27 protein-coding genes, 2 tRNA genes and 1 other RNA gene are annotated in these 24,677 nt (G+C 68.8%); 20 read left to right on the forward strand and 10 right to left on the reverse strand.

All coding sequences use genetic code 11. The features are described from left to right. Nucleotides 1–5: 5 nt before the first annotated feature. A complete protein-coding gene (locus tag CLV71_RS19865; RefSeq protein WP_243866585.1) occupies nucleotides 6–1,661 on the forward strand; it encodes a DUF885 domain-containing protein in 1,656 nt (551 codons plus the stop codon). On the opposite strand, the gene CLV71_RS19870 is transcribed toward CLV71_RS19865, so the two are convergent. Then, nucleotides 1,648–2,697, reverse strand: coding sequence for a DUF8017 domain-containing protein (locus CLV71_RS19870; protein WP_133904270.1), 1,050 nt, complete (start codon nucleotides 2,695–2,697; stop codon nucleotides 1,648–1,650). The genes CLV71_RS19865 and CLV71_RS19870 overlap by 14 nt on opposite strands. A gap of 224 nt (nucleotides 2,698–2,921) precedes the next feature. Here CLV71_RS19870 and CLV71_RS19875 point away from each other — a divergent pair, with 224 nt between their 5' ends. The 3 genes from CLV71_RS19875 (at nucleotide 2,922) to CLV71_RS19885 (ending at nucleotide 5,015) form a co-directional block, all read left to right on the forward strand. Next, nucleotides 2,922–4,133 carry a thioester domain-containing protein gene (locus tag CLV71_RS19875; protein WP_133904271.1) on the forward strand — a complete coding sequence of 404 codons (1,212 nt, stop codon included), beginning with the start codon at nucleotides 2,922–2,924 and terminating at the stop codon, nucleotides 4,131–4,133. 103 nt (nucleotides 4,134–4,236) lie between these two features. After that, complete coding sequence (locus CLV71_RS19880; protein WP_133904272.1) at nucleotides 4,237–4,425, forward strand: antitoxin; 189 nt, start codon at nucleotides 4,237–4,239, stop codon at nucleotides 4,423–4,425. Between the two features lie 2 nt (nucleotides 4,426–4,427). Further along, nucleotides 4,428–5,015, forward strand: a complete 588-nt coding sequence (locus tag CLV71_RS19885; protein WP_243866599.1) for a putative glycolipid-binding domain-containing protein — start codon at nucleotides 4,428–4,430, stop codon at nucleotides 5,013–5,015. A 32-nt stretch (nucleotides 5,016–5,047) separates the two neighbouring features. Here the strand turns inward: CLV71_RS19885 and CLV71_RS19890 are convergent, their stop codons facing one another. Together CLV71_RS19890 and CLV71_RS19895 are read right to left on the reverse strand one after the other, a co-directional pair. Then, nucleotides 5,048–5,485, reverse strand: a complete 438-nt coding sequence (locus CLV71_RS19890) for a nucleoside deaminase (RefSeq protein WP_133904367.1) — start codon at nucleotides 5,483–5,485, stop codon at nucleotides 5,048–5,050. Nucleotides 5,486–5,495: 10 nt separating this feature from the next. Beyond that, nucleotides 5,496–5,999: a tRNA adenosine deaminase-associated protein gene (locus CLV71_RS19895; RefSeq protein ID WP_133904274.1), complete on the reverse strand. Its 504-nt coding sequence runs from the start codon at nucleotides 5,997–5,999 to the stop codon at nucleotides 5,496–5,498. A gap of 119 nt (nucleotides 6,000–6,118) precedes the next feature. On the opposite strand from CLV71_RS19895, the gene CLV71_RS19900 reads away from it, so the two are divergent. Both CLV71_RS19900 and CLV71_RS19905 read left to right on the forward strand, forming a co-directional pair. Beyond that, nucleotides 6,119–7,339, forward strand: coding sequence for a M20 metallopeptidase family protein (locus CLV71_RS19900; protein WP_133904275.1), 1,221 nt, complete (start codon nucleotides 6,119–6,121; stop codon nucleotides 7,337–7,339). 3 nt (nucleotides 7,340–7,342) lie between these two features. Further along, nucleotides 7,343–8,302 carry a prephenate dehydrogenase gene (locus CLV71_RS19905; RefSeq protein ID WP_208297624.1) on the forward strand — a complete coding sequence of 320 codons (960 nt, stop codon included), beginning with the start codon at nucleotides 7,343–7,345 and terminating at the stop codon, nucleotides 8,300–8,302. Nucleotides 8,303–8,515: 213 nt separating this feature from the next. Here the strand turns inward: CLV71_RS19905 and CLV71_RS19910 are convergent, their stop codons facing one another. The 4 genes from CLV71_RS19910 to CLV71_RS47765 all read right to left on the reverse strand — a co-directional run bounded on the left by CLV71_RS19910 (nucleotide 8,516) and on the right by CLV71_RS47765 (nucleotide 11,883). After that, a complete protein-coding gene (locus tag CLV71_RS19910; RefSeq protein ID WP_133904276.1) occupies nucleotides 8,516–9,394 on the reverse strand; it encodes a hypothetical protein in 879 nt (292 codons plus the stop codon). 361 nt (nucleotides 9,395–9,755) lie between these two features. Further along, nucleotides 9,756–10,916, reverse strand: coding sequence for a type III polyketide synthase (locus tag CLV71_RS19915; RefSeq protein WP_133904277.1), 1,161 nt, complete (start codon nucleotides 10,914–10,916; stop codon nucleotides 9,756–9,758). Between the two features lie 11 nt (nucleotides 10,917–10,927). Beyond that, nucleotides 10,928–11,188 carry a hypothetical protein gene (locus tag CLV71_RS19920; protein ID WP_133904278.1) on the reverse strand — a complete coding sequence of 87 codons (261 nt, stop codon included), beginning with the start codon at nucleotides 11,186–11,188 and terminating at the stop codon, nucleotides 10,928–10,930. A gap of 608 nt (nucleotides 11,189–11,796) precedes the next feature. Beyond that, a tRNA-Ser gene (locus CLV71_RS47765) sits at nucleotides 11,797–11,883 on the reverse strand. 131 nt (nucleotides 11,884–12,014) lie between these two features. Here CLV71_RS47765 and CLV71_RS47770 point away from each other — a divergent pair. The 10 genes from CLV71_RS47770 to CLV71_RS19965 all read left to right on the forward strand — a co-directional run bounded on the left by CLV71_RS47770 (nucleotide 12,015) and on the right by CLV71_RS19965 (nucleotide 17,725). Next, nucleotides 12,015–12,152 carry a hypothetical protein gene (locus CLV71_RS47770; RefSeq protein ID WP_166664168.1) on the forward strand — a complete coding sequence of 46 codons (138 nt, stop codon included), beginning with the start codon at nucleotides 12,015–12,017 and terminating at the stop codon, nucleotides 12,150–12,152. A 196-nt stretch (nucleotides 12,153–12,348) separates the two neighbouring features. Beyond that, a complete protein-coding gene (locus CLV71_RS19925; protein ID WP_133904279.1) occupies nucleotides 12,349–12,642 on the forward strand; it encodes a hypothetical protein in 294 nt (97 codons plus the stop codon). Next, entirely contained in the window at nucleotides 12,639–13,835 is a 1,197-nt protein-coding gene (locus CLV71_RS19930; protein WP_133904280.1) for an EndoU domain-containing protein, read from the forward strand. The genes CLV71_RS19925 and CLV71_RS19930 overlap by 4 nt, the downstream gene beginning before the upstream one ends. A gap of 1 nt (nucleotide 13,836) precedes the next feature. Further along, nucleotides 13,837–14,103 carry a hypothetical protein gene (locus CLV71_RS19935; protein WP_133904281.1) on the forward strand — a complete coding sequence of 89 codons (267 nt, stop codon included), beginning with the start codon at nucleotides 13,837–13,839 and terminating at the stop codon, nucleotides 14,101–14,103. Between the two features lie 60 nt (nucleotides 14,104–14,163). After that, nucleotides 14,164–14,250: transfer RNA gene (locus tag CLV71_RS19940), tRNA-Ser, on the forward strand. Nucleotides 14,251–14,419: 169 nt separating this feature from the next. Next, complete coding sequence (locus tag CLV71_RS19945; RefSeq protein WP_133904282.1) at nucleotides 14,420–14,998, forward strand: VOC family protein; 579 nt, start codon at nucleotides 14,420–14,422, stop codon at nucleotides 14,996–14,998. A gap of 198 nt (nucleotides 14,999–15,196) precedes the next feature. Further along, the gene (locus tag CLV71_RS19950; protein ID WP_133904283.1) at nucleotides 15,197–16,162 is read left to right on the forward strand and encodes an RNA polymerase subunit sigma-70; all 966 of its coding nucleotides are present in this window, start codon (nucleotides 15,197–15,199) and stop codon (nucleotides 16,160–16,162) included. Nucleotides 16,163–16,184: 22 nt separating this feature from the next. Further along, nucleotides 16,185–16,607: a nitroreductase/quinone reductase family protein gene (locus CLV71_RS19955; protein ID WP_133904284.1), complete on the forward strand. Its 423-nt coding sequence runs from the start codon at nucleotides 16,185–16,187 to the stop codon at nucleotides 16,605–16,607. A 39-nt stretch (nucleotides 16,608–16,646) separates the two neighbouring features. Beyond that, nucleotides 16,647–17,117: a hypothetical protein gene (locus CLV71_RS19960; RefSeq protein WP_208297625.1), complete on the forward strand. Its 471-nt coding sequence runs from the start codon at nucleotides 16,647–16,649 to the stop codon at nucleotides 17,115–17,117. Nucleotides 17,118–17,182: 65 nt separating this feature from the next. Continuing rightward, a complete protein-coding gene (locus CLV71_RS19965; RefSeq protein WP_208297626.1) occupies nucleotides 17,183–17,725 on the forward strand; it encodes a flavoprotein in 543 nt (180 codons plus the stop codon). A 58-nt stretch (nucleotides 17,726–17,783) separates the two neighbouring features. Here the strand turns inward: CLV71_RS19965 and CLV71_RS19970 are convergent, their stop codons facing one another. Both CLV71_RS19970 and ffs read right to left on the reverse strand, forming a co-directional pair. Next, on the reverse strand, nucleotides 17,784–19,973 hold the full coding sequence (locus CLV71_RS19970; protein ID WP_133904286.1) for a terpene synthase family protein: 2,190 nt from the start codon (nucleotides 19,971–19,973) through the stop codon (nucleotides 17,784–17,786). Between the two features lie 134 nt (nucleotides 19,974–20,107). Next, nucleotides 20,108–20,204, reverse strand: an RNA gene (gene ffs / locus CLV71_RS19975) — signal recognition particle sRNA small type. A gap of 73 nt (nucleotides 20,205–20,277) precedes the next feature. Between ffs and CLV71_RS19980 the strand changes: the two genes are divergently transcribed. Beyond that, on the forward strand, nucleotides 20,278–22,326 hold the full coding sequence (locus tag CLV71_RS19980) for a DNA polymerase III subunit gamma and tau (RefSeq protein WP_133904287.1): 2,049 nt from the start codon (nucleotides 20,278–20,280) through the stop codon (nucleotides 22,324–22,326). Here the strand turns inward: CLV71_RS19980 and CLV71_RS19985 are convergent. Continuing rightward, the gene (locus tag CLV71_RS19985) at nucleotides 22,314–23,165 is read right to left on the reverse strand and encodes an N-acetylmuramoyl-L-alanine amidase (protein ID WP_424923893.1); all 852 of its coding nucleotides are present in this window, start codon (nucleotides 23,163–23,165) and stop codon (nucleotides 22,314–22,316) included. The two genes, CLV71_RS19980 and CLV71_RS19985, sit on opposite strands and share 13 nt — an antisense overlap. 38 nt (nucleotides 23,166–23,203) lie before the next feature. On the opposite strand from CLV71_RS19985, the gene CLV71_RS19990 reads away from it, so the two are divergent. From CLV71_RS19990 to CLV71_RS20000, 3 genes are read left to right on the forward strand one after another with little or no spacing between them, the layout of a single operon-like run. Continuing rightward, entirely contained in the window at nucleotides 23,204–23,542 is a 339-nt protein-coding gene (locus CLV71_RS19990; RefSeq protein WP_133904288.1) for a YbaB/EbfC family nucleoid-associated protein, read from the forward strand. A 10-nt stretch (nucleotides 23,543–23,552) separates the two neighbouring features. Continuing rightward, nucleotides 23,553–24,149, forward strand: a complete 597-nt coding sequence (gene recR / locus CLV71_RS19995) for a recombination mediator RecR (RefSeq protein ID WP_133904289.1) — start codon at nucleotides 23,553–23,555, stop codon at nucleotides 24,147–24,149. Next, nucleotides 24,146–24,673, forward strand: coding sequence for a uridine kinase family protein (locus CLV71_RS20000; RefSeq protein WP_243866586.1), 528 nt, complete (start codon nucleotides 24,146–24,148; stop codon nucleotides 24,671–24,673). The genes recR and CLV71_RS20000 overlap by 4 nt, the downstream gene beginning before the upstream one ends. The last annotated feature ends 4 nt before the right edge of the window (nucleotides 24,674–24,677 follow it).

Below are 24,677 nucleotides of genomic sequence, written 5' to 3' on the forward strand. Positions count from 1 at the left end.
CGGCCGTGACCAACTCCGTTACGGCCCTCGCCGACGAGCTCGTCCAGCTGTACTTCCAGTCCGACCCGGTGTTCAGCACGGTCGTCGGCGTGCCGGGGTACGGCCGCGTGCTGGCCGACCGGTCGCCTGCCGCCGAGGCCGACCTCCTGGCACGCGTCCAGGACGTCGCGGCACGCGCGTCGGCCGTCGACCCGGCCGGCCTCACCCCGGACGACGTCGTGACGCGGGCGATCGTCATCCACCAGGCGGGCGCCATGGCCGACTGGACGGCATCGCGCCAGATCGAGTTCACGATCAGCGACCTGTTCGTCGCGCCGGCCAGCGAGCTGATCATGACGCTGCCGATGCTGCCGCTCACCACGGACGAGAGCCGCGACGACTACCTCGCGAGGCTCCGGGCCGTCCCCGCCTACCTGGCCACGGTCACCGAACGCCACCGCGCCGGGGCCGTCGAGGGCCGCGTCCCCGTCGCGAGCCTGGTCGAGAAGGCCGTCGCGCACCTGGACCGCTACCTCGCCGAAGCCGAGAACGACCCGCTGGCCAGGCAGGAGGCGCCCGCGGAGTTCGCCGAGGCGCGCGAGGAGGTGCTCGCCTCGGTCGTGCGACCGGCCATCGCCGAGTACCGCCGCTTCCTCGCCGACGAGATGGTCGCCCTCGGCAGGCCGGACGACAGGGTCGGCGTCTGCCGGCTCCCCGACGGCGAGGAGATCTACCGCCGCCTGTCGCGCTTCCACACGACCACCGACCGCACCCCGGACGAGCTGCACCAGACCGGTCTGGACATCATCGCCGCGCTCACCGAGGAGTACGCGGCGCTCGGCGACAAGCTCTTCGGCGTCTCCGACCGCGCCGAGATCTTCCGCAGGATGACGTCCGACCCCGCCATGCGTTGGCGCGACGAGGAGGAGCTGCTCTCCTCCGCCCGTGAGGCCGTGACCAGGGCCGAGGCCGCGGTGCCCGACTGGTTCGGCGTGCTGGCTTCCACGCGGTGCAAGGTCGAGCCGGTGCCGCCCGCCGACGCACCCGGCGCGCCGATGGCGTTCTACCTGTGGCCGTCGATGGACGGCGCCCGCCCCGGCATCTACTTCGCGAACACCCACAAGCCGCGGGAGCGCGACCGGTTCGTGTCCGAGGTGACCGCGTTCCACGAGGCCGTGCCGGGACACCACTTCCAGATCACCATCGCGCAGGAGCTCACCCACCTGCCGATGCTGCGCAGGGTCGTGGCCCCGAACGCGTACGCGGAGGGCTGGGGTCTCTACACCGAGCGCCTCGCCGAGGAGATGGGCCTGTACACGAGCGACGTGGACCGCCTGGGCATGCTCGCGATGGACTCGATGCGTGCCGGGCGGCTCGTCGTGGACACCGGCATGCACGCGAAGGGCTGGTCCCGCGAACAGGCCATCGCCTACCTGCGGGAGAACACCCCGATGGCCGACATCGACATCCGCAACGAGGTCGACCGCTACATCGCCTACCCGGGGCAGGCGCTGGGCTACATGGTCGGGCGGCTGGAGATCCAGCGCAACCGCCAGGTCGCGGAGCGGACCCTCGGTGCCGCGTTCGACATCCGCGAGTTCCACGACCAGGTCCTGACCAACGGCGCGCTGCCGCTGTCGGTCCTCGGCGAGGTCGTCGACCGGTGGCTCAGCCGGCCTTGACCGTGGCCAGGATCTCCTGGGTGAGCGACGGGTCGAGCGCCTTCGGGTCGGCAGGCCCGCCGTTCAGGTCGTTGACCACGACCATCATCGCGACGCCCTTGGGCTGGCCGTCGGTCTCCAGCAGGACACCGACCAGCGAGACCTCGCCGTCGGACGCCTGGCAGTTGGGTGCCGTGACGTTCTGCTTGACCTTGGCCGTCACCGTCATGGCCGTCTTGCCGTCGACCTTGGTGTCCGTCGGCGTCGGGACGTCCACCTGGGCGTCCTCGCCGTAGTACGTGGTGGCGAACGACTTCGCGAAGTCCTCGACCGTGGTGGCCAGGTCGAGGTCCTTGCCGTCCTTGCCCTGCACGTCGCCGCTCGCCGCGAACGTGCGGACGTAGCCCGCGCCCTCGCAGTCGTAGTTGCCGTAGTCGGCGGCGCCGGTGAAGTCGACGCCGAGGCCGCTCTTGACCGGGTTGTTCGACTGCTTCCAGTCCGACGGCACCTGGTAGCTCAGCCCGGAGTCCGCGGTGTTGTCGATGGAGAGCCAGTCGCCGTGTTCCCCGCCCTTGGTCGAGGGGCTCGACGACTTCGAGTTCGGGGTGGACTTACCAGTGGTGTCCTTCGGCGCGGTGCTCGACTTGTTGTCGTCCTGCGCCACCGGCTGGTTGTCCTTGCGATTCACCAGAAGGATGGCGACGACCGCGCCGATGATGATCACTATCGCGACGAGGCTGAGGATCATCGGCAGCTTCGAGCGCTTCGGCGGCGGTGGTGGTGGTGCGCCATAACCGGCGGCGGGAAATCCACCCGTTGGGGGGAATTGTTGGTACTGCCCGTACTGGTCATACCCGTACGGCTGCTGTTGTTGCTCGCCGCCGTACGGGGCCGCGCCGCCGTAGGGGTTCGCGCCGTACTGCTGCTGGTAGGGGTCCGGCTGCTGTTGCGCGTACGGGTCCGCGCCGTACCTGTTGGTCCCAGCCTCGGGCCCGAAGGACTGGTTGGGGTTCCAGCCGCCCTGGTCGCCGCCACCGCCCGACTGCCATCCGGTCACAGCCAGGACGATAGCCCGAACTCGTGGCCGCCGTGCACTTTCTCGGCACAACGGCGGCGGAGTATTCCGGTGATCAGGTATTTCAGAACTGGATACGCACCCCCCGTAGCGAAAGCATTACTCCTCTGAGTAGAGTGCCGTCCGCCTGATCGACTTAGCCACTCACCCTGCCCCGGGGTGGGTAGTGCAAGCCGGATTGTCCTTCAGACCACCTTGGAGAGTTCATGGCAAGACGGTTGAAGCTCGCCCGTGCCGGAGCGGCTGTCGCGGGTGTCTCCGTGGCGTTGATGATGAGCGCGGGTGTCCCCGCAGGCGCCGACCCCGTCAGGGGGACCGTCGACTCGAACGGCGACATCGAGGGCTACCACGTCAACCTCGGCGCGAACTACGACGACATGAGCACCGCTCTGATCGGGTTCAAGCTCGACGACGGCACGAGCCTCCAGGTGTACTGCGTGGAGATCGACACCCCGATCGACAGCAAGCACGCCATGGTCGAGCAGCCGTGGGACAACTACCCGAACGCCGGGTCGCCCTTCCACCAGAACCGCACCAAGATCAACTGGATCCTGCACAACGGGTTCCCCGTGGTCGGCACCGAGGCGCTCGCCAGGACGCTCACCGACAAGGGCGAGACCCTGACCGACGGGATCGACAGCAAGGAAGCCATCACCGCGACGCAGGCGGCGATCTGGCACTTCAGCGACAACAAGAACCTCGACCTGAACGAGCCGTTCGCCCCGAGCAAGGGCCCGAAGAGCTCGAAAGCCGACGTCGTCGCGCTCTACAAGTACCTCATCGGCGACGCCAACGTGGGCATCGGCGACCAGCCGACCCCGGGCCTCGCGATCTCCCCGACCGACGCGTCCGGTGACGCGGGCACCCGCATCGGCCCGTTCACCGTCTCCACGACGGGTGACATCGAGAAGCTGACCACCAAGCTGCCCGACGGCGTGAAGATCACCGACGCGAACGGCAAGGAGCTGTCCGCCGAGCAGATCGAGGACGGCACCGAGCTGTTCCTGGACGTCCCGGCCGACGAGGCCGACGGCGAGGGCACCTTCGAGCTGACCGCTACCGCAGGCGTCGACACGGGCCGCCTGTTCGTCGGCGAGAACTACGCCAAGAAGGCGACCCAGTCGCTGATCGTCGCCAAGTCCGAGCAGAGCGAGATCGTCGCGTCGGCAGGCGGCAAGTGGACCGCGGGCGGCGTCGCGCCGACCAGCGGCACCTCGACGCCGGAGCAGACCGAGAGCTCCCCGGCCCCGAGCACGGCGCCGACGACGTCGGACACCCCCGCCCCGCAGGCGAAGAACACCTCCGGTGACCTCGCGAGCACCGGCGCCTCCATCTTCGCGCCGATCGTGATCGGCGTGGTCCTGCTGGCCTCCGGTGTCGGTGCGCTGTTGTTCCTGCGCCACCGCAGGCGCGCCTGACCGACCAGCCGTATCGTCCACGAGTGGTGGTCTGCCCGATCAGCCGGGGAGACCACCACTCGGCCGTAGTAGGTTGGACGGAGTGCGTGGAAGGAGTTCTGTCGTGGGCATCAACTTCGATGACCTGAAGAACAAGGCGGCGGACCTCGTCGAGAAGCACGGGGACAAGATCGAGGACGGCGTCGAGAAGGCCGGCGACTTCGCGAAGAAGCGGTTCGGCCACGAAGAGCAGATCGACGGCGTAGTCAACAAGATCCAGGACGCGATCCCGGACAAACCAAGCGACAGGTGACAATGACGCCGCCCGGCTCGCGCAAACCGATCATCGTAACGTGGCAGGGGACTGCACGGACGAGCCTCGAGTCCGTCCGCCTGTTCGTCTCCGATGGTCGGTTGCGCGCGTCCGGACGGCTGGTCGTCGCATCGGAGAGCCCGTTCAGCGCCTCGTTCGAGTTCACCGTCGCCCGATCGGGTGACGTCGGCAAGGGCCTGTTACGCACCACGGCGGCGGACACCGAACGCCAGATCTCGGTCGGGCGTACGCAGGACGGCATGTGGCTGATCGACCGGGGCGAGGGCACCACCCAGCGCAACGAGTTCGAGGGCGCCGTGGACGTGGACGTCGCGGGCTGCGTCACCTTCACCGCGCTGCCGATCCGCCGCCTGGGCCTACACAGGAAGATGGGCGAGGCGGACCTCCCCGTCCTGTACATCTCCACGCCCGACCTGACGGTGACACTGGTCCGCCAGACCTACCGCACGCTCGAGATCACCAAGGATGGTGCCCTGATCAACTACAGGGACGCCCACCGGGACGCCAACATCAAGGTGGACCCGGACGGCCTTCCCCTCAGCTACGAGGACGTGGCCACCCGCCTGTAGTCGTCAATCCGCTGCGCGACAACGCTTCCGAGTCACCGATCGGGCCGGTGCGCGGCGAAGAACTCGTCGAGCAACGCCGCGCACTCGTCCTCCAGCACGCCCCCGACCACCTCGGGCCGGTGCGTCAGCCGACGGTCCCGCACCACGTCCCACAGCGAACCGACCGCGCCGGTCCTCGGCTCCCACGCCCCGAACACGACCCGTGCCACGCGCGCCAGCACCAACGCCCCGGCGCACATCGTGCACGGCTCGACCGTCACCACCAGCGTGCAGCCACCCAGCCGCCACCCGTCGCCGAACACCGCGGCCGCCGCACGCAACGCGAGGATCTCCGCGTGTGCGGTCGGATCGCCCAACGCCTCGCGTGCGTTGCAGGCGGAAGCCAGCACGGCACCGGACGGGGAGACCACGAGAGCCCCGACGGGCACGTCGGCGCCTGCCGACGCGGCCACCTCGAGTGCCGTCCGCATCAGCGAGACGTCACTGGGCAATGGGGTCCAGACTGTCGAGCAGTCTGCCGAACTCGTCGGCGAACCCACACCGCTGTGCGACGATCTGCAGCTGCTCGTCCGGGTAGAGGTCGACCTCGCCCGCGATCACGGCCAGCTCGGCAGCGGGCAGCCCGAGATCGGCGAGGATGTCCATCGCGCCCTCCGGCCACACCTCGTCATCGTCGTCGTCCTCGGCAGGCGGTTCGACACGCAGCTGGTCGAGCGCGTCCGCGGCGATGTCGTAGTCGAGTGCGGCTGCCGCGTCCGACAGGAACAGCTGCACACCCCCGGGACCAGGCCGTACGACGAGGAAGAACTGGTCGTCGACGTCCAGCAGGCCGAACACCGCCCCGGTGGACCTCATCTTGCGCAGCTCTGTGACGACCGCGTCCAGCTCGCGGAGGGCGTCGCTCGGCATGGCGGTGCACCGCCATTTGCCTTCCTCGCGAACGACGGCGATCGCGAAGCCCGTTACCGGGTCCTGCTCGGACATGGGGCACACCGTATTCCTCCCGCACCCGGGCAGGAAGACGCGGTACCGGAGTGTTGCACAGGGGCATTACGCCCCGTGAGAAACCCTCACGGAGGGTCCGGTGATGCGATCATCAGTGGATGACCCCCGCATCGCTGCTCGACGATCCCCGGTTCACCGGCCTTATCGACGCCGCCCGCGCGCTCCAGCCGCGCACGGTGGCGCTGCGTCGGCAGCTGCACAAGCACCCGGAGCTGGGACTCGACCTCCCGAAGTCCCAGGCGGCAGTGCGGCACTCGCTCGAGGGCCTCGGACTGCGGGTGAGCACGGGTGAGTCCTGCACGTCGGTCGTCGCGGTGCTCGATGGCGAGAACCCGGGCCCGACCGTGCTGCTGCGCGGTGACATGGACGCACTCCCACTCCAGGAGGACTCCGGGCTCGCGTTCTCCTCGGAGGTCGACGGCCGGATGCACGCCTGCGGCCACGACACCCACACCGCCATGCTCGTGTCGGCCGCCCGCCTGCTGCAGAGCCGCAAGGGCGCGCTCGCGGGCAAGGTCGTCTTCATGTTCCAGCCCGGCGAGGAGGGCGAGCACGGTGCCCGCTTCATGCTCGACGAGGGCGTGCTCGACGCGGCAGGCCGACCGGTGGAGCAGGCGTTCGCCCTGCACATCACGTCGACCGCGCCGTCGGGCGTGGTGATGTGCAGGCCGGGTCCGATGATGGCCAGTGCCGACGCGTGGACCGTGACCGTCACCGGCAAGGGCGGTCACGGCGCGATGCCCGACCGCGCGGTCGACCCCGTGCCCGCCGCCGCGGCGATGGTCGGTGCCCTGCAGACGATGGTGACGCGGCGGTTCAGCGTGTTCGACCCCGCCGTGCTGACCGTCGGCCGGATCACCGCGGGCACGACGTCCAACATCATCCCGGAGACCGCGGAGCTGCAGGGCACCGTGCGCACGCTGTCGGACGCCGCGCGTGCGCTCGTGCAGGCCGAGATTCCCAAGGTGTGCGAGCACCTGGCGGCGGCCTACGGCTGCACGAGCGAGTTCCGCATCGACACCGGCTACCCGACCACGACCAACGACGCGGCCGTCGCGCCCCGCGTGCTGGAGCTCGCGACCAGGGTCCTCGGGCAGAAGAACAGCGCGCTGATGCCGGAACCGCTGATGGCGGCCGAGGACTTCTCGTACGTGCTGCAGCAGGTGCCGGGGGCGATCGCGTTCCTCGGCGCGTGCCCGCCGGGCGTCACGCCGGAGGAGGCCGCGCCGAACCACTCGAACCGCGTGCACTTCGACGAGTCCGCGTTCGCCCACGGCGTCGCGCTGTATGCCGCGTTCGCGCTCGATGCCCTGAGGTGAAAGATGGTCCGTGTGCGACCAGTGTGTGTTGTCGGGCTCGGGTTGATCGGTGGATCTGTGCTGCGTGCCGCGGCGCGGGCGGGCCGGGACGTCTTCGGCGCGTCGGACGTGGCGGTGGCCGACCCGCGCGTCGAGGAGACGGTGGCCGCCGCCCTCGAGCGGGCCGCGCGTGAGGACGCGCTGGTCGTGATCGCGGTGCCGCTGCCCGCGGTCGACGAGGTGCTGCGGCTGGTCGCTACCCACGCGCCCTCGTGCCTGCTCACGGATGTCGTGAGCGTCAAGGAACCGGTCGCCGAGGCGGTGGCGCGGCGGTTGCCCGACGCCAGGTACGCGGGTGGCCACCCGATGGCGGGCAGGTCGGCCTCCGGGTGGGACGCGGGCTCGGCGGACCTGTTCGACGGCGCGGCCTGGGTGGTGGCGACCGAGGAGGACACCTCGCCCGAGGCGTGGCGCGAGGCGGTGTCGCTGGCGCTGGACTGCGGCGCGCAGGTGGTCCCGACGACGATGCGGGAGCACGACGCGGCGGTCGCACGGATCTCGCACCTGCCGCACGTGCTGTCCGCCGTGCTGGCGGCAACTGGCGCCGAGGGTGGGTCGCTGGCGTTGTCGCTTGCCGCCGGGTCGTTCACGGACGGCACGCGGGTGATGGGCACGCGGCCGGAGCTGGTGCTCGCGATGTGCGAGGGCAACCGGGCCGCACTGCTCGACGCGGTGGACGAGGCGTTGGGCAGGCTGGGCGCCGCCCGCGGCTCGCTGGCGTCCACCGGCGGTCTGGCCGCGACGATCCGCGCCGGCCACGAGGGCAGGCAGGCGCTGGAGGACCTGCGGACCGCGGGCAGTGAGGAGATCCCGATCGACCTGACCGACCCCGAGGCGTTCGAAACGCTGCGTGACCTCGGGACGGCCGGCGGTCGGGTACTTCGGTTGGACGGCGACACCGCAGTAGGCGCGCTACCCGCCTGATTGTCTTTCGTCGTGTCAGACCTGCCATTCGGCGCGGCATTTACTCTATCGAGTGACGGCGCTTGCTCAGGTGATCTTCGGTTCAATAACTTCTCTCGCGACCGCCGCGAAGGGAATGCGGCCAAATATAGGAGATCCTGAATGCGTCACATTGGTGGTAGTGAAGGCGACGACTGAGTCGCGCCTGGCTGGTGTAGTTCGTTTCTTCGCGGGCTACACCAATTCCAGGCGCATTCCGACCGATTGGCGGTGTGGTAGGCGGGATGCCCGGCACACGACCACTCTGCGGCCCTCGATGTCGGTGTAGGCGTCGATGCTGGTGTGGTCGTCGGGTTCGCTGAAGCCTATTGGCCGATGCACGACGTCGAAGCCGAGCGGGAGGATGACCTGGTACTCGACCCGTTGAATCTGCATGAGATCGGTGGTGCGAAAGAAGAAATCCTCAGCGGTGCGTTCCCGCATGAGCGGACGGCATTTGGCCGGCCAGAAACGCACCATTTCCAGCCTGATCTCCTCGCCCCTGCGCACCGGTGACCGGAAGTGGACTATGGAGTTGAGCTTGGCGTCGGACAACCACGTGTTCGTGACGTTCCACTGTGGACCGAGCATGCCGTCGAGGTTGACACCACGGGCCCGTACGGTGACGTTGCGCCGCTGCTCCTCGGGCTGCGGCCACTCGCTGCCCAGATGGAACCGGATGAAGTGCACCTCGTCCCGCAGGGCGACGGCCTTGATCATGGCGACCTCGCGGACGTCCCCGTTGGGCTGAACGTATACCTTGTGATGCCAGTTGGAGATCGAGACGAGCGGCTTGAGCTTGTTGTCGATCACGAAGTCGCAGTACCTGGCGAGAAGTTCCCGCTGCGTGTCCTGCCTGCGCTGCAGCCGGTGCCGGTCCGCGAGCAGGATGATCAAACAGGAAACTCCGAGCGTGATCACACCGACAATTGCCAGAACCCTAATGGGGGGATTGTCGAAAACTGCCCCGACAACTCCGACAACTGCCATGAGAACGACAAGCACCCGAAGCGCGGCGCCGGGACCTTTCCGTGAGATGTAGGAGTCGAGCCGGGCGATGAAGTCCCTGAGCATAAATCCTGCTCCTCGCATCGGATAGCGTGCGACCGCCTGCCGGTTTCGCCGGCACGGCAGGCGGCCACGTACAGAATAAATGCAAGCAAGCCAGATTGAACTAGGTCATTCAGGTGCATCGAGAGAGCAATTTGCGCTAAACAACAAGATCATCGCACCACCATCGGGTCAGCCGACCCCGAATAGACGAAGGCGGCGTGGTCACACCAGTGAGGTGATCGCACGCCGCCGTTCGCGGTGCACGGGCGGTGGGATTCGAACCCACGGAGGGCCCGTTGGTGGTCCACCGCCTGTTCGTTACTGGTCGCTGAAAGCGTCCTCGCTGGTCAACACCCATCTCCAGCAGGCTGCCCGCAGGACCTCAGGCGAGCTCGACGTCGGCGTCGGAGCGCTGCCCTTCTCGGGCGGTCGGGAGTATGACGTGCAGCTCCACGGCCATGGTGTTCTGCGCGGTGGACGGATCGGCGGCATGGGCTGCCGTTGCCCAGGTGCCGAGGGAGAGTTCCGCGGTGATGCCGGGACCGAAGCCCGCGATGAGGCCGCGGGCCTCGTGGACGGCGCCGCCGTCCTGGAAGAACCTCTCCAGAGCGTCGAAGACGACAACGCTGGCGATGTTGCCGCGCTCGGTCAGCGTCGCCCTGCTGTAGCGGAAGGTGTCCGGTGGTAGGTGGAGGTACTTGCCCAGGTCGTCCAGGATCCTCGGGCCGCCTGCGTGCACGATGTAGAAGTCGAGATCGGCGATGTCCCAACCGTGCGGTTCGGCCATGTCCCGCATGGCGGGTGCCAGCACGGCCATCGTGCCGGGCACTCGCTTGTCCAACAGGAAGTGGAAACCGGTGTCCTTGACCGCGTAGGAGATCCACTCCTCGGTGTCGGGGATGAGCCGCGAGCTGTTCTGCGCGAGCCGCACCCCTTCGCCACCGTCACCTCGCACGACCGCCGCGGCCAGCGCGTCCCCGAACAGGCCGTTGGACAGGAGGTTGCCGACCCCGAGATCCGTCGGCTGGTACAGCAGTGAACAGAACTCACACGCCGCGATCAACACGTTCGCCTGCGGGTAGGCGGTGCAGAAGTCGTGGGCGCGGTTGATGGCAGCACTGCCACCGGCGCAGCCGAGCTGCGCGATCGGGAGTTGCCGGGTCTCGGAGCGGAACCCCATGGTGTTGATGAGCCAGGCTGTCATCGACGGCATCATGAAGCCGGTGCACGAGACATAGACGATCATGTCGATGTCCGCGGCCGTCAGGTCCGCGTGGTCGAGCGCCTGCTGGATGACGTCCGGCATCCTGGCCTTGGCCTCCATCTCGTAACGCGCGTTGCGCACGGTGAGGCCGGGGTGTTTGAGGGTGTCCTCGATCGGCTGAACCAGGTGGCGGGTCTGTACGCCGGTGTTACCGATCAGCCTGAGCGCGAGGTCGAGCTGCGGGTGTTCGCCGTGGATGCTCCTGGCGAGGTCGAGGGTGTCTTCCATGGTGATGATGTGTTCCGGGACCGCGACAGCCGGCCGGCACAGAGTTGCCATGACATGCCCCTTTACCACGCGACCGGGTGGGTGAGCGGATACCGCCAACTGGAGACCTCTTGCCACCGCACGTCCGGTGGAGCGGCCAACCGCGGGTCGGAACCGAGACTGGGAGTGAAGGCCGGGTGCGGAGCCGGTGACTCGAGGTCGAACCGCAGTTCGCTGACGGCCGTCGGCACAAGCTCCGGCCGCCGCCGGTACAGGTGCTCGGGGTGGGTCAGCAGCGCGTCGTCGTGGCGAAAGGGACGGCTTGCCGTCGATTCCGCGTCCACCTCGCTTTCCGCGTTCGGGCCGGGTCTGGAATGTTCACAGGTCAGAGTGTTCACGAAAAGGGTTCCTCTCGCCGGATATTCTGATGAGAGCCATGAGCTTCATCATGCCGATGCGTTCCGGGTAATACCGGACGAACCATCAGGTTTCGCGCAGCTCTACCTGGTCGAGGGTTGCTATCGGCCGCTATTCACTCTCCGCCACCAAATTGTCCTTCATTCAGGGAGGAGTAAAACGCGCACCAGGCACGAACCGGTGTCCTTCGGCGGCGTCCGGTAACGGAACGAGTTCCCGCGCCTCGGCTGGCCTGTCCAGCGACAACCCGCCCGATGGCGAACGCGTGTTCGACTGACGAGGTGCGGGCCGGTCCCGACACGGCTCTCGAGGATGAACCGCGCCGCCGGTCGCGTCCCGGATCGACGCGCCCCCGAAATCGCGGTCGGCTTGCCCCATTGTCGGCGCGAAATGATCAGGTGACCTGCCGATTGCGCAAACGAATCCTGCGGCGAGAGCCGGAGCGGATTCACGTTTGTCGAAAGCGTCGGTCAGCGGGCGCAACGCAAAACGTCGGGCGAGTCAAGGACTCACCCGACGTTCGGTCTGTTCAGAGCGGTAGCGGTGGGATTTGAACCCACGGAGGGTGTGAACCCTCACGCGCTTTCGAGGCGCGCTCCTTCGGCCGCTCGGACACGCTACCGGGAGGAACGATACCGGACGTCCCGGCGAGGGGAGCAGGGAGGCGATCGAGCGGCCGTGTTGCTGCGGCCGGTGTCAGTGGGATGCGCGATACTTCCTGGAGCCTGACGAGGGAGAAACGAGGAGGGCGTCATGTCTGACCAGGAAGAACAGCAGCCGAAGCAGGGTCGTCACGCCGCTCCGGATGGTGCGGAGCCCCATCCGCTGATCGATCTGAAGCGCGACCCGAACCCCGGCAAGGCGGACCACGCCGCCCCTGAACAGGAGTGATCCAGGCGGGTTGTGCCGGCCGGTCCGGCGCAACCCGCCACGGCGTGACGAAGATCGCCCCCAGCACGTCGGCGGCCGCGACGAATGCCGCCGCGACGACGCGCCAGATTGTTGACAAACGGCTCGGAACAACGTGCCGCTATCGGTCCGTATCGATAGGATGTCCGAACTGGGAGGGACCTGGGCTGGAGGCTCGGTGGTTTCGGACGGCTTCGAGGTCGACCTCGACGCACTGGATGCGGCACGTGAACAGGTCGGTCGGCTGGTCGAGGAACTGAACGGACCGCCCCGCGACGTCCCGAGCGCCGAGACGTTCGGGCACGACCGGCTTGCCGAGGCGGTCACCGAGTTCGCAGACCGGGAGAAACCGGGCATCGCAACACTGACCGACGAGACGATGGCACTCCACCGCGGCCTCACCGAGGTGGTCAGGGCCTATCGCGACGAGGACGAGGACGGCGCCGGCCGGTTCGAGGACATCGCCCGATGAGCGCGAAGACCGTCCGGGACCTGGTGTCAGGCAACCCGAGGGAGATCTGGCTGCTCGCCGACTCCTACAGCCGCATGGCGCGCAACTGCGAGGACGTCGGCCAAGGCTTCCGCGCGATAGACGACGGAGGCTGGCGAGGCAGGGCCGCCGAAGCGTTCCACGCCAGGTTCGAACAGCAGCCCAGGCGCCTGCTGGCCATGGCCGACGCCTACGGCCACGCCGCCGTGGCGCTGGACACCTACGCCGCCGCCCTGGCCTGGGCGCAGAGGCAGGCAGGCGAGCTGATCGCGTCGGAAGGCGAGGAAAAGCCGCAAGCCCCGGCGCCGGTCGAGTTGACGGTGACCCAGCAGGCGCACCTCACCGGCGTCATCTCCGAGCCGAACGCCCCAGAACCGGCCCCCGTCCACGTCGACCAGCGGGCACAGGCCCTCAGCACCTACCGCCGCGCCCTGGCCATGCTCGACACGGTCGGCAACGAGTCGGCGGCCGCGATCACGAGCGCCGCGAAGTCGATGCCCACCCCACTCCCGGCACTGCCCGCAAGGGCCGCCGAACCAGCGCCGAAGCTGGTAGTGCACGCCGTGCTACCCCAGCCGCCGCGGAGGACGTGGTTCGACCCGGCGGCACTGCGCGACGACCCGGGGGACTGGACCGCCGCCATCAAGGAGATCCGGAAACGGCTGCGCTGGGATGGTCTGGACCGGGTGTCGCCGCACCTGGCCCAGCACATCTTCGAGGGCCACTACCGCCCGAGCAGGGACGGGAACACCGGCTACCACCACAGGGAGGGCGGCGTAGACCACGGCGTGCTGCGCGTGACGGACGTCATCTCCGGCCCCGACGCGGACGGCGTGTACAAAGCAAACGTTTGCGGCCCCCAGGGGACGTCGACCAGGACCAAGGTGAGCACGTTCTTCCCGGACTCGTGGTCCCGTGGTGAGGTCCTCTACGCGGTGCGCCAGGCGTTCGTGACGGCTATGGCGGACAAGGACGGGAGCTACGACCCGACGAAACGCCGCTTCGCAGGGGTATACAGAGGTGTGGAGATCGTGGGCCACCTCAGACGGGGCACGGCCGACCCGCGGCTGTGCGACATAGTGACGGCCTATCCACGCAGGGTCCGAAACGGCGGCAACGCTCATGAACAGAGCGACAACGCAGGTCAGGTTCGTCATCGTCGACGACGAGCTTGAGGTGTCCGCACCCCCCGCACTGGCCCCCCTGGACGACTTCCTCGAGACCGAGATAGGCACCGACGAGACCATGCTCGACCTGATCGAGCACCACGTCCGCCACAACAGCACCTGGCACTTCACCGGCGACGCCTGCCAACTGGACCTGGACGGCGGGACCGTCACCGTGAAGCACGGCTACACGGGCGCCAGCACCACCCTCCCTCGCGCCGACCTCCGAGCCCTCCTCGCCGACCTCCGCACCCTCCTGACCGGCGCCCTCGGCTAGCCATCCCATAACGACCACCCGTTTTGGGTGGTCAGGCCCACATCCGGTACTCTCCTCGGCGGAGGATTCGCATAGTGGCCTAGTGCGCACGATTGGAAATCGTGTTGGGTGTTAAAACCCTCGCGGGTTCAAATCCCGCATCCTCCGCACTTTGAGCAGGTATAGCGCCCGGCATCCGTTGGTCTTGGATGCCGGGCGTTCGTTGTACCAGGGCCGTCGTCCGTTTCGGAGGTGTGCTGGATGACCTCAGAACACGCTGTTCGCATGAGCAAATAGCTCCGTGTCGTTTCGGCAGGGCCGGGCTTAGCTTCGGGCGGTGGCGAACGAACTGACCATTCCGCTTCTGCCCTGTCCATCCATCGACGAGATCGCGTCGTTCTACGAGATGCTCGGCTTCGAGATCACCTATCGGCAGACGCGGCCGAACCCGCACGTCGCGGTGCGAAGGGAAGACATCAATCTGCACTTCTTCGGGATGGACGACTACGACCCCACGCAGTCGTACAGCACGTGTCTGGTCATCGTGGCGGACACCAGTGAGCTGTTCGAGGCGTTCGCGGCCGGGATGCGGGCCGTGCACGGGAAACTGCTCGTCTCCGGCATTCCGCGTATGACGCGGCCGCGGCTGCGCAACGACCGGTACACCGGGTTCACCGTCGTCGATCCCGGCGGCAACTGGATCCGGATCCACAAGGCCGCCAAGGCACCCGAGGCGCGGACCAAGCTCGCCAAAGCCATGGAGGACGCCGCGAGGCAGGCGGACGCACGCGGCGACGAACGCCAGGGGCTGAAGATCCTGGAAGGCGCCCTGAAGCGGGCTACCGGCGACGAACCGGAGCTTCAGGCGGCGCGGGAGTACCGCGACGAACTCCTTGAACGGATCAAGGGAGTCTGAGCAGCGACCACGCTTTCCTCCGCGCCTGAGCAGGTACAACGCCCGGCATCCGTCGTCCTGGATGCCGGGCGTTGTCGCGTTCCATCTCAACTGGTGGGAACGCTTCGGGGCGCGCGATTCCTTTCGCGAGTGTCGCCGGTCTGTATGTGGGAGGGAAGGTTCAGGATCGCGGCGACAGGTGATCGTGAGGATGTGGTGATGACGGACAGGTCAGCGGAGTTCGAGCAGCTCACCGAGCCGTTCAGACGCGAGCTGCTCACGCACTGCTACCGCATGCTCGGCTCGCTGGACGAGGCCGAGGACCTGGTCCAGGAGACCTACCTCCGAGCCTGGCGTTCCTACGACGAGTTCGAAGGCCGCGCCTCGCTCCGCACCTGGCTGCACCGCATCGCGACCAACGCCTGCCTGTCCGCTCTTGAACAGCGTGGCCGGCGAGTGCTGCCCTCCGGGCTGGGCAGCCCGACCGAAGATCCCGACGCCCCGCCGCTACCGGCCGAACCCGAGGTGACCTGGCTGGGACCGGTTCCGGACACCCACGACCCGGCCACGATCCTCACAGCGCGTGACAGCATGCGTCTGGCACTCGTCGCCGCCCTGCAGTACCTGCCGCCAAGGCAGCGAGCCGTGCTTCTGCTCCGGGAGGTCCTCGGCTTCAGCGCGGCCGAGGTCGCGGTCATGGTCGGCATGTCCGCGGCGGCGGTCAAGAGCGCGCTGCAGCGAGCCCGCGCCCGGCTCGACGAGGTCGCGCCCTCGCCCGAGACCGTCGCCGAGCCGGACGAGCCGCGTGCCCAGGACCTGCTGCGCCAGTACATCGCCGGTTTCGAGAACGCCGACCTGACCGCCCTGGAGCAGGCGCTGCGCACCGACGCCGCCATCGAACTGGTGGGCACGCGCACCTGGTTCTCCGGCAGGGCGACCTGCCTGCGTTACCTCGCGCACGTGGTCGGCTCGCCCGGCGACTGGCTGATGACCCGGACCAGCGCCAACGGCCAGCCCACCGCGGCCACCTACTACCGAGCCGACGACCGAACCCATCAGGCGCTCGGGGTCGCCGTCCTCACCGCTACCCCGACCGGGCTCTCCCGCATCACCGTCTTTCCCGGCGGCCCAGGACTCGTGACCAGGTTCGGCCTTCCCGCCGTCCTCCCGAGCCGTCGGTCCTAGACCAACCCAAGAAAGGCCCACCGTGCCGACCGACCAGGAATTCCTCACCTACAACGAAGGCGTCATCAGCGAGTTCCGCGCCAACCACGGCAAGGTCACCCAACCGCCGTTCCCGATCCTCCTGCTGACCACCAGCGGTGCGCGGACAGGACGGCAGACGACCGTGCCACTCGGCTTCGGCGTCGACGACACCGGACGCGTGTTCGTCGTCGCCTCCAAGGCGGGCGCACCGAAGCATCCTTCCTGGTTCCACAACCTGCGCGCCGACCCGACCGTGACGGTCGAGCTTGGCGACAACTCCTACGAGGCCAGGGCCGTCGTCACGGCAGGCGAGGAACGCGATCGCCTGTACCGCCTCGTCTCCGACGGCACCTCCGCCTATGAGCAGAACACCGACCGGGTGTTCCCGGTCGTCGTCCTCGAAGGCGTGCCCGCGCCGGGCTGACCGATCCACTATCGTCGCCGCGACGAGGGGAGGCGTGGGGTGGACGACGACGTGATGGCTCGGGTGACCGCGGCTGTGCAGCGTGGTCAGGCCGGTGAGCGGGGGGCGGCCCGCCAGGAGCTGGAGGCGATGTGGGCCGAGGTCGAGAACGACGACTTCCACCGTTGCGTGATCGCGCACTTCATGGCCGACCTCCAGGACGACCAGCGCGACGAGCTGTTGTGGGACGAGCGTGCCCTGGCCGCGGTCGACGGTGTCAGTGACGAGCGTGCCCAGGAGTACGACAAGTCCCTGCAGGTTCGGGGGTTCATGCCCTCCCTGTACCTGAGCCTCGCCGATGATCACCGGCGGCTCGGTGACTCGGACCGCGCTCACGAGTTCCTCGACAAGGCACGCGCCACGACCGACGCGCTGGGCGACGACCCTTACGGCGCGCTGGTCAAGGGCATCCTGGACAAGGTGGTCCGAGCACTGGCCGACGGCTCGACCGACCCACTACCGACCGACTGACGTTATCTGTCAACGGAAGCCGCCGACCGTAGCCATCGGACAGCGAACTGGCTCCAATGGGTTGTATGAACACGACCCAGTCACAGCGCGTGTTGTACGTCATCACCTGCGGTACTCGTGCCGCCCGTGACATCGGCAAGCTGGTCGGCCTGGCGCAGGACGACGGGTGGACGGTGTGCGTCATCGCGACGCCCATGGCCACGCGGTTCATCGACCGGCCCGCGCTCGAGGCCCAGACGGGTTACCCCGTGCGCAGCGAGTACAAGCAGCCGGGAACACCCGACCTGTTGCCGCCCGCCACCGCCATGATCGTCGGCGGTGCGAGCGCCAACACGGTCAACAAGCTCGCCGCCGGGATCTCGGACAACCTCGCGACAGGCCTGCTCAACGAGGCCATCGGCCTGCGGGTGCCGCTGGCGATCCTGCCCTTCGTGAACACGGCCCTCGCCGCGCATCCCGCCTTCGGGCGCAGTGTCCGGGTGCTGCGTGAAGCCGGGCTCGACGTGCTGCTCGGCGGCGACGGGTTCGCCCCCAACCCCCCGAACGCGGGGGAGAACACACTGCCGGACTACCCGTGGGCGTTGGCGCTTCGGGCAGTGGACAAGTAGACGTCACAACTCGACTGCGCTGGACCCACCCCATGGGCGAGGAAACCGTGCCACTGGGTCAGGGGCAACCGCTCCCGGTCAGTACGCGGGCCGCCGAGGTACCGAGTCCCGTCAACGCTCCAATTCGGGCCGGGGCGGACTTCACCCCTGCCGCCAGGTCCGAGTTGCCGTAACGGTGGCATTCCCGGTGCCAGTTCTCCACGCCCGCGATCCAGTCGCGCAGTTCCTGGACATACGACGCCAGCGCCCTCTGCGCCTTCCTGTCCAGTTTCGCCTCGACGACCAGCGTGGGCAGCTCACTGTCTATTACATGCTCGAACTGGCGCATTCTCGCGGTCAGCAGGTCGTTGACCACTTCGAATGCCTTCTCCTGGGGGCAGTTCAGGAAGTTCCGCACCACCAGCACCGCATTGTGGACCTCGCCCTCGAACTCTATCTCCTTGCGGTACGAGTAGAGATCGTTGATCAGCCAGCCGCAGTCCATGATGGAACTCTCCAGGGACCGCATCGGCCTGGTTCGGTAGATCGACTCCGGCAGTGCGTCCAGGTGGGCGATCCGGGACAGGCTCGTCGTGAGATCGGAACCGAATGTGTGGCGGCGCATCTCCACGTAGTCGATCGGGTCGGGAATGCGGTTCAGGCGGTGGTTGTCCTGCTCCCACAGCCAGCTGTCCAGCATGTTCTCGACCGCCAGCCGGAATTTCCTGCGTTCGGCCGTCGCGAGTGGCCCCGCCGTCCTGATCCACAGGTCGGCCAGGCCCCTTTCCAGGCCGTTCGCCGGAAGTACCGACGGGACGCACAGCTCCACCGGCATCAAAGCCTTCAGACGCGCGTTGCTCGTCCGCGCCGCCACGTAGTCCTTTCCGAACACCCTCGGGTAGTAGTCGTCGCCGTAGGTGCCCCATGCCAGCCAGTACGAGCCGATGTCCAACTCCTCGACGGACCCGGCAGGGTGCAGGCCCGCCGCACACAGGGAGAGGTCGTAGTCGCGCAGCGCCTTCTCGTCCCACACGCCCTCGGAGAGGATGCCCATCTCCTGACACCACGTCACCACGTTCTCCCGGGCCTTCTCCAGGTGCGGTGACAGGCTCAGCTCGAACGGTACGTACAGGTCCGGCACCGTCGTCGGGCCGACCTTCTCGAACGGCACGTGGGTGAACGCACGCATCCGTTGGGGTGCGGTGCCGAGCAGCGACTCGACGATGTGCATCGCCGACGTGCCGAGTCCGCCAGGACGGTCCAGGCGCAGCGCCCTCTCGTTCATGTAGCGGGACGACCGCAGGTGCCACTCGTGGCCGCCGGACTGCCAGTCCTGCAGCCCCTTCACGTACCCGGCCACGCCGAGCTGTGACGTCGGGTCGATGCCGTGCGCGGCGAGCAGCGGCGGGACCTCGGTGAGCGCCGTGTGCTCGAACTGGTGCAGACGCGACGTCAGCAGGTTGTTGACGGCCTCCGCCGCCTGCTGCGTCGGCAGGTCGAGGAACTTCTCGAACACCAGGACGCCGTTGGACAGCTCACCTTCGTCGAGGACCTCGCGTTCGTACGAGAACAGGTCGTTGCGCAGGTGGACGGCGTCCGCGAACGTGTCGCGCAGGACGGTCATCGGGCGGGTGGCCGCGATCTCCTCGGGGACCTCGACACCGACCGCGTGCTCGATCAGGTTCGCCGACCACGGGGCGCCGCCGACCTTGCGGCGCATCTCGACGTACTCGATCGGGTTGGCCACGCGGCCCTCGCTGATGTTCGCCAGCTCCCACAGCGACTCGTCGAGCAGGTTCTTCGTGCTCTCGACGAAGCGGCGGCGGAAGTCGGCCGAGTGCGACGGGACCGTGCGGTTCCACAGGTCGACCAGGCCGCGCTCGACGGGGTTCTCGGGCGTCTCGGTGATCTTTCCGGTCACCGGCATGAACGCGGCCAGCCGGTCGAGGTACGCGCGCGCGGCGGGGATGTCGCGGGTGCGTTTGAACAGTTCGAGGAAGTGGTCGTCGAAGTAGAAGACCCAGACGTACCAGTCGGTGACCAGGTCCAGGACCGGCCCGGAGGCGTCGGGATGGGTGTACGCGCACAGCAGTGCGTAGTCGTGCGTGTCGAAGTCGTGCTCGTCCCAGATCTTCGTGCCGTGCTGCGGCACGTCGATCATGTCCATCTCGTACGCCCACCCCTTGCTGTGCGCACGGGCCTGTTCGAGGTTCGGGTTCAGACGCGCTGGGTACGGCAGGTAGAACTCGGGCAGTTCGAACGGCTGCATGTACGCGAAACCCTTCCAGCGACAGGGGGACGTAGGCAGGCAACCAAAGCCGGGGGGAACCGGCCAAGCCATGTCGGGAGGGAACACTCGAACGAGTCAGCCCTTGACCCGACCGGGTTACGGAGGCCGGGCACAAAAAAGGGATCCCACGCACCCGTCAGAGCTCGCTTATCCTTGCTGCCTTCCGGCCCTGGGGAGGTTCACGAGATGGACGCCGCATGGGATCCGACATCAGTGTAGCGACTCCCGCCGGAGCGGGTGCGTGGGTGCCCGGGGTGTCGGTGGCGGCGGGTATGGTCCTGGCGTGGCGCTCGCCCTTTACCGCAAGTACCGTCCGGCAACCTTCGCCGAGGTCGTCGGGCAGGAACACGTCACCGAACCGCTCCGGACGGCGCTGTCCGCGAAGCGGGTCAACCACGCGTACCTGTTCTCCGGCCCGCGCGGGTGCGGCAAGACGTCCTCCGCGCGCATCCTCGCGCGCTCGCTGAACTGCGAGCAGGGACCGACGCCCGACCCGTGCGGCGTGTGCGACTCCTGTATCTCGCTGGCGCCCGAGGGCCCCGGCAACGTCGACGTGGTCGAGCTCGACGCGGCCAGCCACGGTGGCGTCGACGACGCACGCGAGCTGCGGGACCGCGCGTTCTACGCACCCGCGTCGTCGCGCTACCGGGTGTTCATCATCGACGAGGCGCACATGGTCACCACGCAGGGCTTCAACGCCCTGCTGAAGATCGTGGAGGAGCCGCCGGAGCACCTCATCTTCATCTTCGCGACCACCGAGCCGGACAAGGTGCTCACGACCATCCGGTCGCGCACGCACCACTACCCGTTCCGGCTGATCCCGCCGAGCGCGATGCGTGAGCTGCTCGAGCGGAACGTCGCCGACGAGGGTGCCACGGTCGAGCCGATGGTGTTCCCGCTGGTCATCAGGGCGGGCGGTGGGTCGGCGCGGGACACCCAGTCGGTGCTGGACCAGCTGCTCGCGGGCGCGGGGCCCGAAGGAGTGACCTACGAGCGAGCGGTGGCGTTGCTGGGTGTCACCGACGTCGCCCTGATCGACGACATGGTCGACGGGCTGGCTGCCGGGGACGCGAGCACCGTGTACGACACGGTCGACCGGCTCGTCGAGGCCGGGCACGACCCGAGGCGGTTCGCCGCCGACCTGCTCGACCGGCTGCGGGACCTGGTGCTGCTGCGGGCCGTGCCGGACGCGGGGACGCGTGGGCTGGTGAACGCGCCGGCCGACGAGCTGGAGCGGATGCTGGGCCAGGCCGAGCGGCTCGGGCCGGGGACGCTGACCAGGTTCGCCGAGATCGTCCACACCGGACTGATCGACATGCGTGGCGCGACCGCGCCCCGCCTGCTGCTCGAGCTGCTGTGCGCACGGATGCTGCTGCCCGGCGCGGTGCCGACCGACGCGGTCGCGGACTCCGCGGTGCTGCAGCGGTTGGAGCAGATGGAACGGCGGGTGACGGCGGGACAGGGCGCACCCACCGCCGCACCGACTGCCGCGGCACCCGCCGCTGTGCCGACGGCCGCGCCCGCCGAGCAGCCGGTGAGTCGACCCGTCGCGACGCCGCCGAGGCCCGCCACGCCGCAGGTCGACAGGCCCGCGCCGCCGCAGGTCCCCGCGCCCGTCCCTGCCGCTGCGGCTCCCGCCGTCGCCGAGGTGCCCGCGCCCGCGGCCGAGCCGCCCGCGGCCTGGCCGGCCACCCGCTCCGCCGCCTCGGTCGTCGACGACGCCGAGCCGACGCCAGGCCAGGCGGCACCTGCCGCGGCCGGGGCGATCGACGCGGCGGCCGTGCGGCGGCTGTGGTCGGACCTGCTCGCCGCGGTGCGCAGGAACAGCCGTAGCACCGAGGCGATGCTGACGAACGCGACCGTGCAGTCGATCGAGGGTGACACGGTCGTCATCGCCCACACCGCGGCACCGCTGGCAAGGCGGTTGGGCGAGCCACGCAACGTGGACGCCATCGCCAAGGCGCTGAGCGAGGTGCTCGGCGGGCAGTGGCACGTGAAGTGCGTCCACGCGACGCAGAACGCGGCGGCCACGCAGTCCGTCGCGCAGAAGGCGCGTTCGGAGCCGCCGACGTTCAAGCGGCCGAACCAGGCCGCCGCCGCACCAGCGCCCGAGCCCCCGCGTGCCGCCCCCGCGCCGACACCCGCTCCGGTCGCGCGGCCGGTGGCCGACGAGCCGCCGCCTCCCGAGCCCCCGGACGACGACTTCTACGAGGACGAGGTCGTCGGCAACGGCGCCGCGCCCGTGGCGGAGCCGAGGGACGAGGAGGCGGACATGGTCAAGCTGCTGACCGACAGGCTGGGTGCCCGCCAGATCGACCGTCAGCCCAGGTAGGCCAGGATGCCCGAGGCGATGGCCGCCGCGTAGGACTGGCGGCCGTCCGCGCTCGTGAAGGCCGCCGCCTCGTCGGCGTTGCGCATGTTGCCGCACTCGACCAGCACCACCGGCCGTTGGGACAGGTTCAGCCCGCCTAGGTCGTCGCGCGGGGACAGCCCCTGCGCGCCGATGTACGTGGACGTCACGAAGCCTCCCGACACCATGGCGTCGCGCATCGTGGTGGCCAGCCGCATCGACGGCTCACCCTGCGCCTCGTTCAGCGGCGGGGCGGAGTACGCCACGTGGAAGCCGTGGGCCGACGGGTTCGTCGAGCCGTCGGCGTGGATCGACACCACCGCCGCCGCTCCGGACTGGTTGCCGGTCGCGGCCCGCTGGTCCACACACGGGCCGACGCCGTTGTCGTCGGGGCGCGTCATGACCACCTCGACGCCCTCGGCCGTCAGGAGGTCACGGACGCGGACCGACACGTCCCACGTGAAGGCGTGCTCCGGGTAGCCGGCGTTGGTGGCGGTGCCCGTCGTGTTGCACGGCTTCGTCTTCCCCCGCCCTGCGGGCACGAGCCGGTTGATCGCCGCCGGGTTGGCCGCGTTGGCGCCGTTGTGGCCGGGGTCGAGGACGACCACCCGCCCGAGTTTCGCGGGCGGGGGCGTCGTGGTGGTGGTCATCGTGGTGGTCGTCGTGGTGGTCGTCGGCGTGCTCGGGGTCGTCGCCCGGGTCGTCGACGACGTGGGGGACGGGCTCGACGACGTCGCGGGAGCCCCGCAGCCGGCCAGCAGCAACACGGCCATCACCGCGAGTACATGTCTCCGCACGGCGTTCACCCTGTCACACGCCATCACGACTACGCTGGACACACAACCGACGAGAGGAGCCGGTGGTGCAACCCGGTGGTGGCATGCCAGACATGCAGCAGATCCTGCAGCAGGCGCAGAAGATGCAGGAACAGCTCATGTCCGCGCAGGAGGAGCTGGCCAACGCGGAGACTTCCGGCTCGGCGGGCGGTGGGCTGGTCACGGCCGTCGTCTCCGGGACGGGTGAGCTCAAGTCGCTCGCGATCGACCCCAAGGTCGTCGACCCGGAGGACGTGGAGACACTGGCCGATCTGGTGATCGCGGCCGTGCGCGACGCGAGCAGCAAGGCGAACAAGCTCGCCAGTGAGGCGATGGGCCCGCTCGCGGGCGGGATGGGCGGCCTCGGCCTGCCCGGCATGTGACCGGAGAGCAATGTACGAGGGGCCCGTCCAGGACCTGATCGACGAGCTGGGGCGACTTCCCGGCGTCGGTCCGAAGAGCGCGCAGCGCATCGCCTTCCACCTGCTCGGCGCCGACCCCGCCGACATCGCCCGGCTGCAGCTGGCGCTGCAGAAGGTGAAGGAGGGCGTGGTCTTCTGCGACATCTGCGGCAACGTCTCCGAACAGCCGACGTGCCGCATCTGCCGTGACGCGCGCCGCGACCCCAGCGCGGTCTGCGTGGTCGAGGAGCCCAAGGACGTCGTGGCGATCGAGAAGACACGCGAGTTCAAGGGCCGCTACCACGTGCTCGGCGGTGCACTCGACCCGTTGTCCGGCATCGGCCCGGACCAGCTCCGGGTCCGGGAGCTGCTGGCGCGCATCGGGGCGCAGGAGGTCACCGAGGTCATCCTCGCGACCGACCCCAACACCGAGGGCGAGGCGACCGCCACCTACCTGGTGCGGATGCTGCGTGACTTCCCCGGGCTCACGGTCACGCGCCTCGCGTCCGGCCTGCCCATGGGCGGTGACCTGGAGTTCGCCGACGAGCTGACCCTGGGCCGGGCACTGACCGGCCGCCGCTCGGTGTGAGCGTCGCGGCCCGGATCCTGGCCGCGCCGCCACGCCTGGGTGACATCCGGTTGGTGGCCGTGGACGGGCCGTCCGGATCGGGCAAGTCCACCTTCGCCGACCGGCTGCTGGCGGAGCTGCCGGACGCCGTGCTCGTCCGCACCGATGACTTCGCCACCTGGGACGACCCGGTCTCCTGGTGGCCTCGGCTGGTCGACGGCGTGTTGACGCCGCTGTCGCTCGGCCGCCCCGGCGGGTACCGGCGCACCGAGTGGCCCGAGGGCCGTCCCCGTCCCGGCGAGTGGGTGTCGGTAGGAGTGCCGCGCGTCCTTCTGGTCGAAGGTGTGTCGGCCGGTCGGCGCTCGGTCCGTGCCCGTTTGTCCTGCCTTGTCTGGTGTGAGGTCACTGATCCGGTTGAACGGCTGGCGCGGGCGGTCGCGCGGGACGGTGACGGGTGCCGTCAACCGCTGCTGACCTGGCAGAAGTTCGAGTCCGGGTGGTTCACCGTGGACGGTACGCGAGAGGCCGCCAACTACGCAGTGTGACGAT

This window comes from Actinophytocola oryzae (genome assembly GCF_004364325.1).
GTDB classification, from domain to species: Bacteria; Actinomycetota; Actinomycetes; order Mycobacteriales; family Pseudonocardiaceae; genus Actinophytocola; species Actinophytocola oryzae.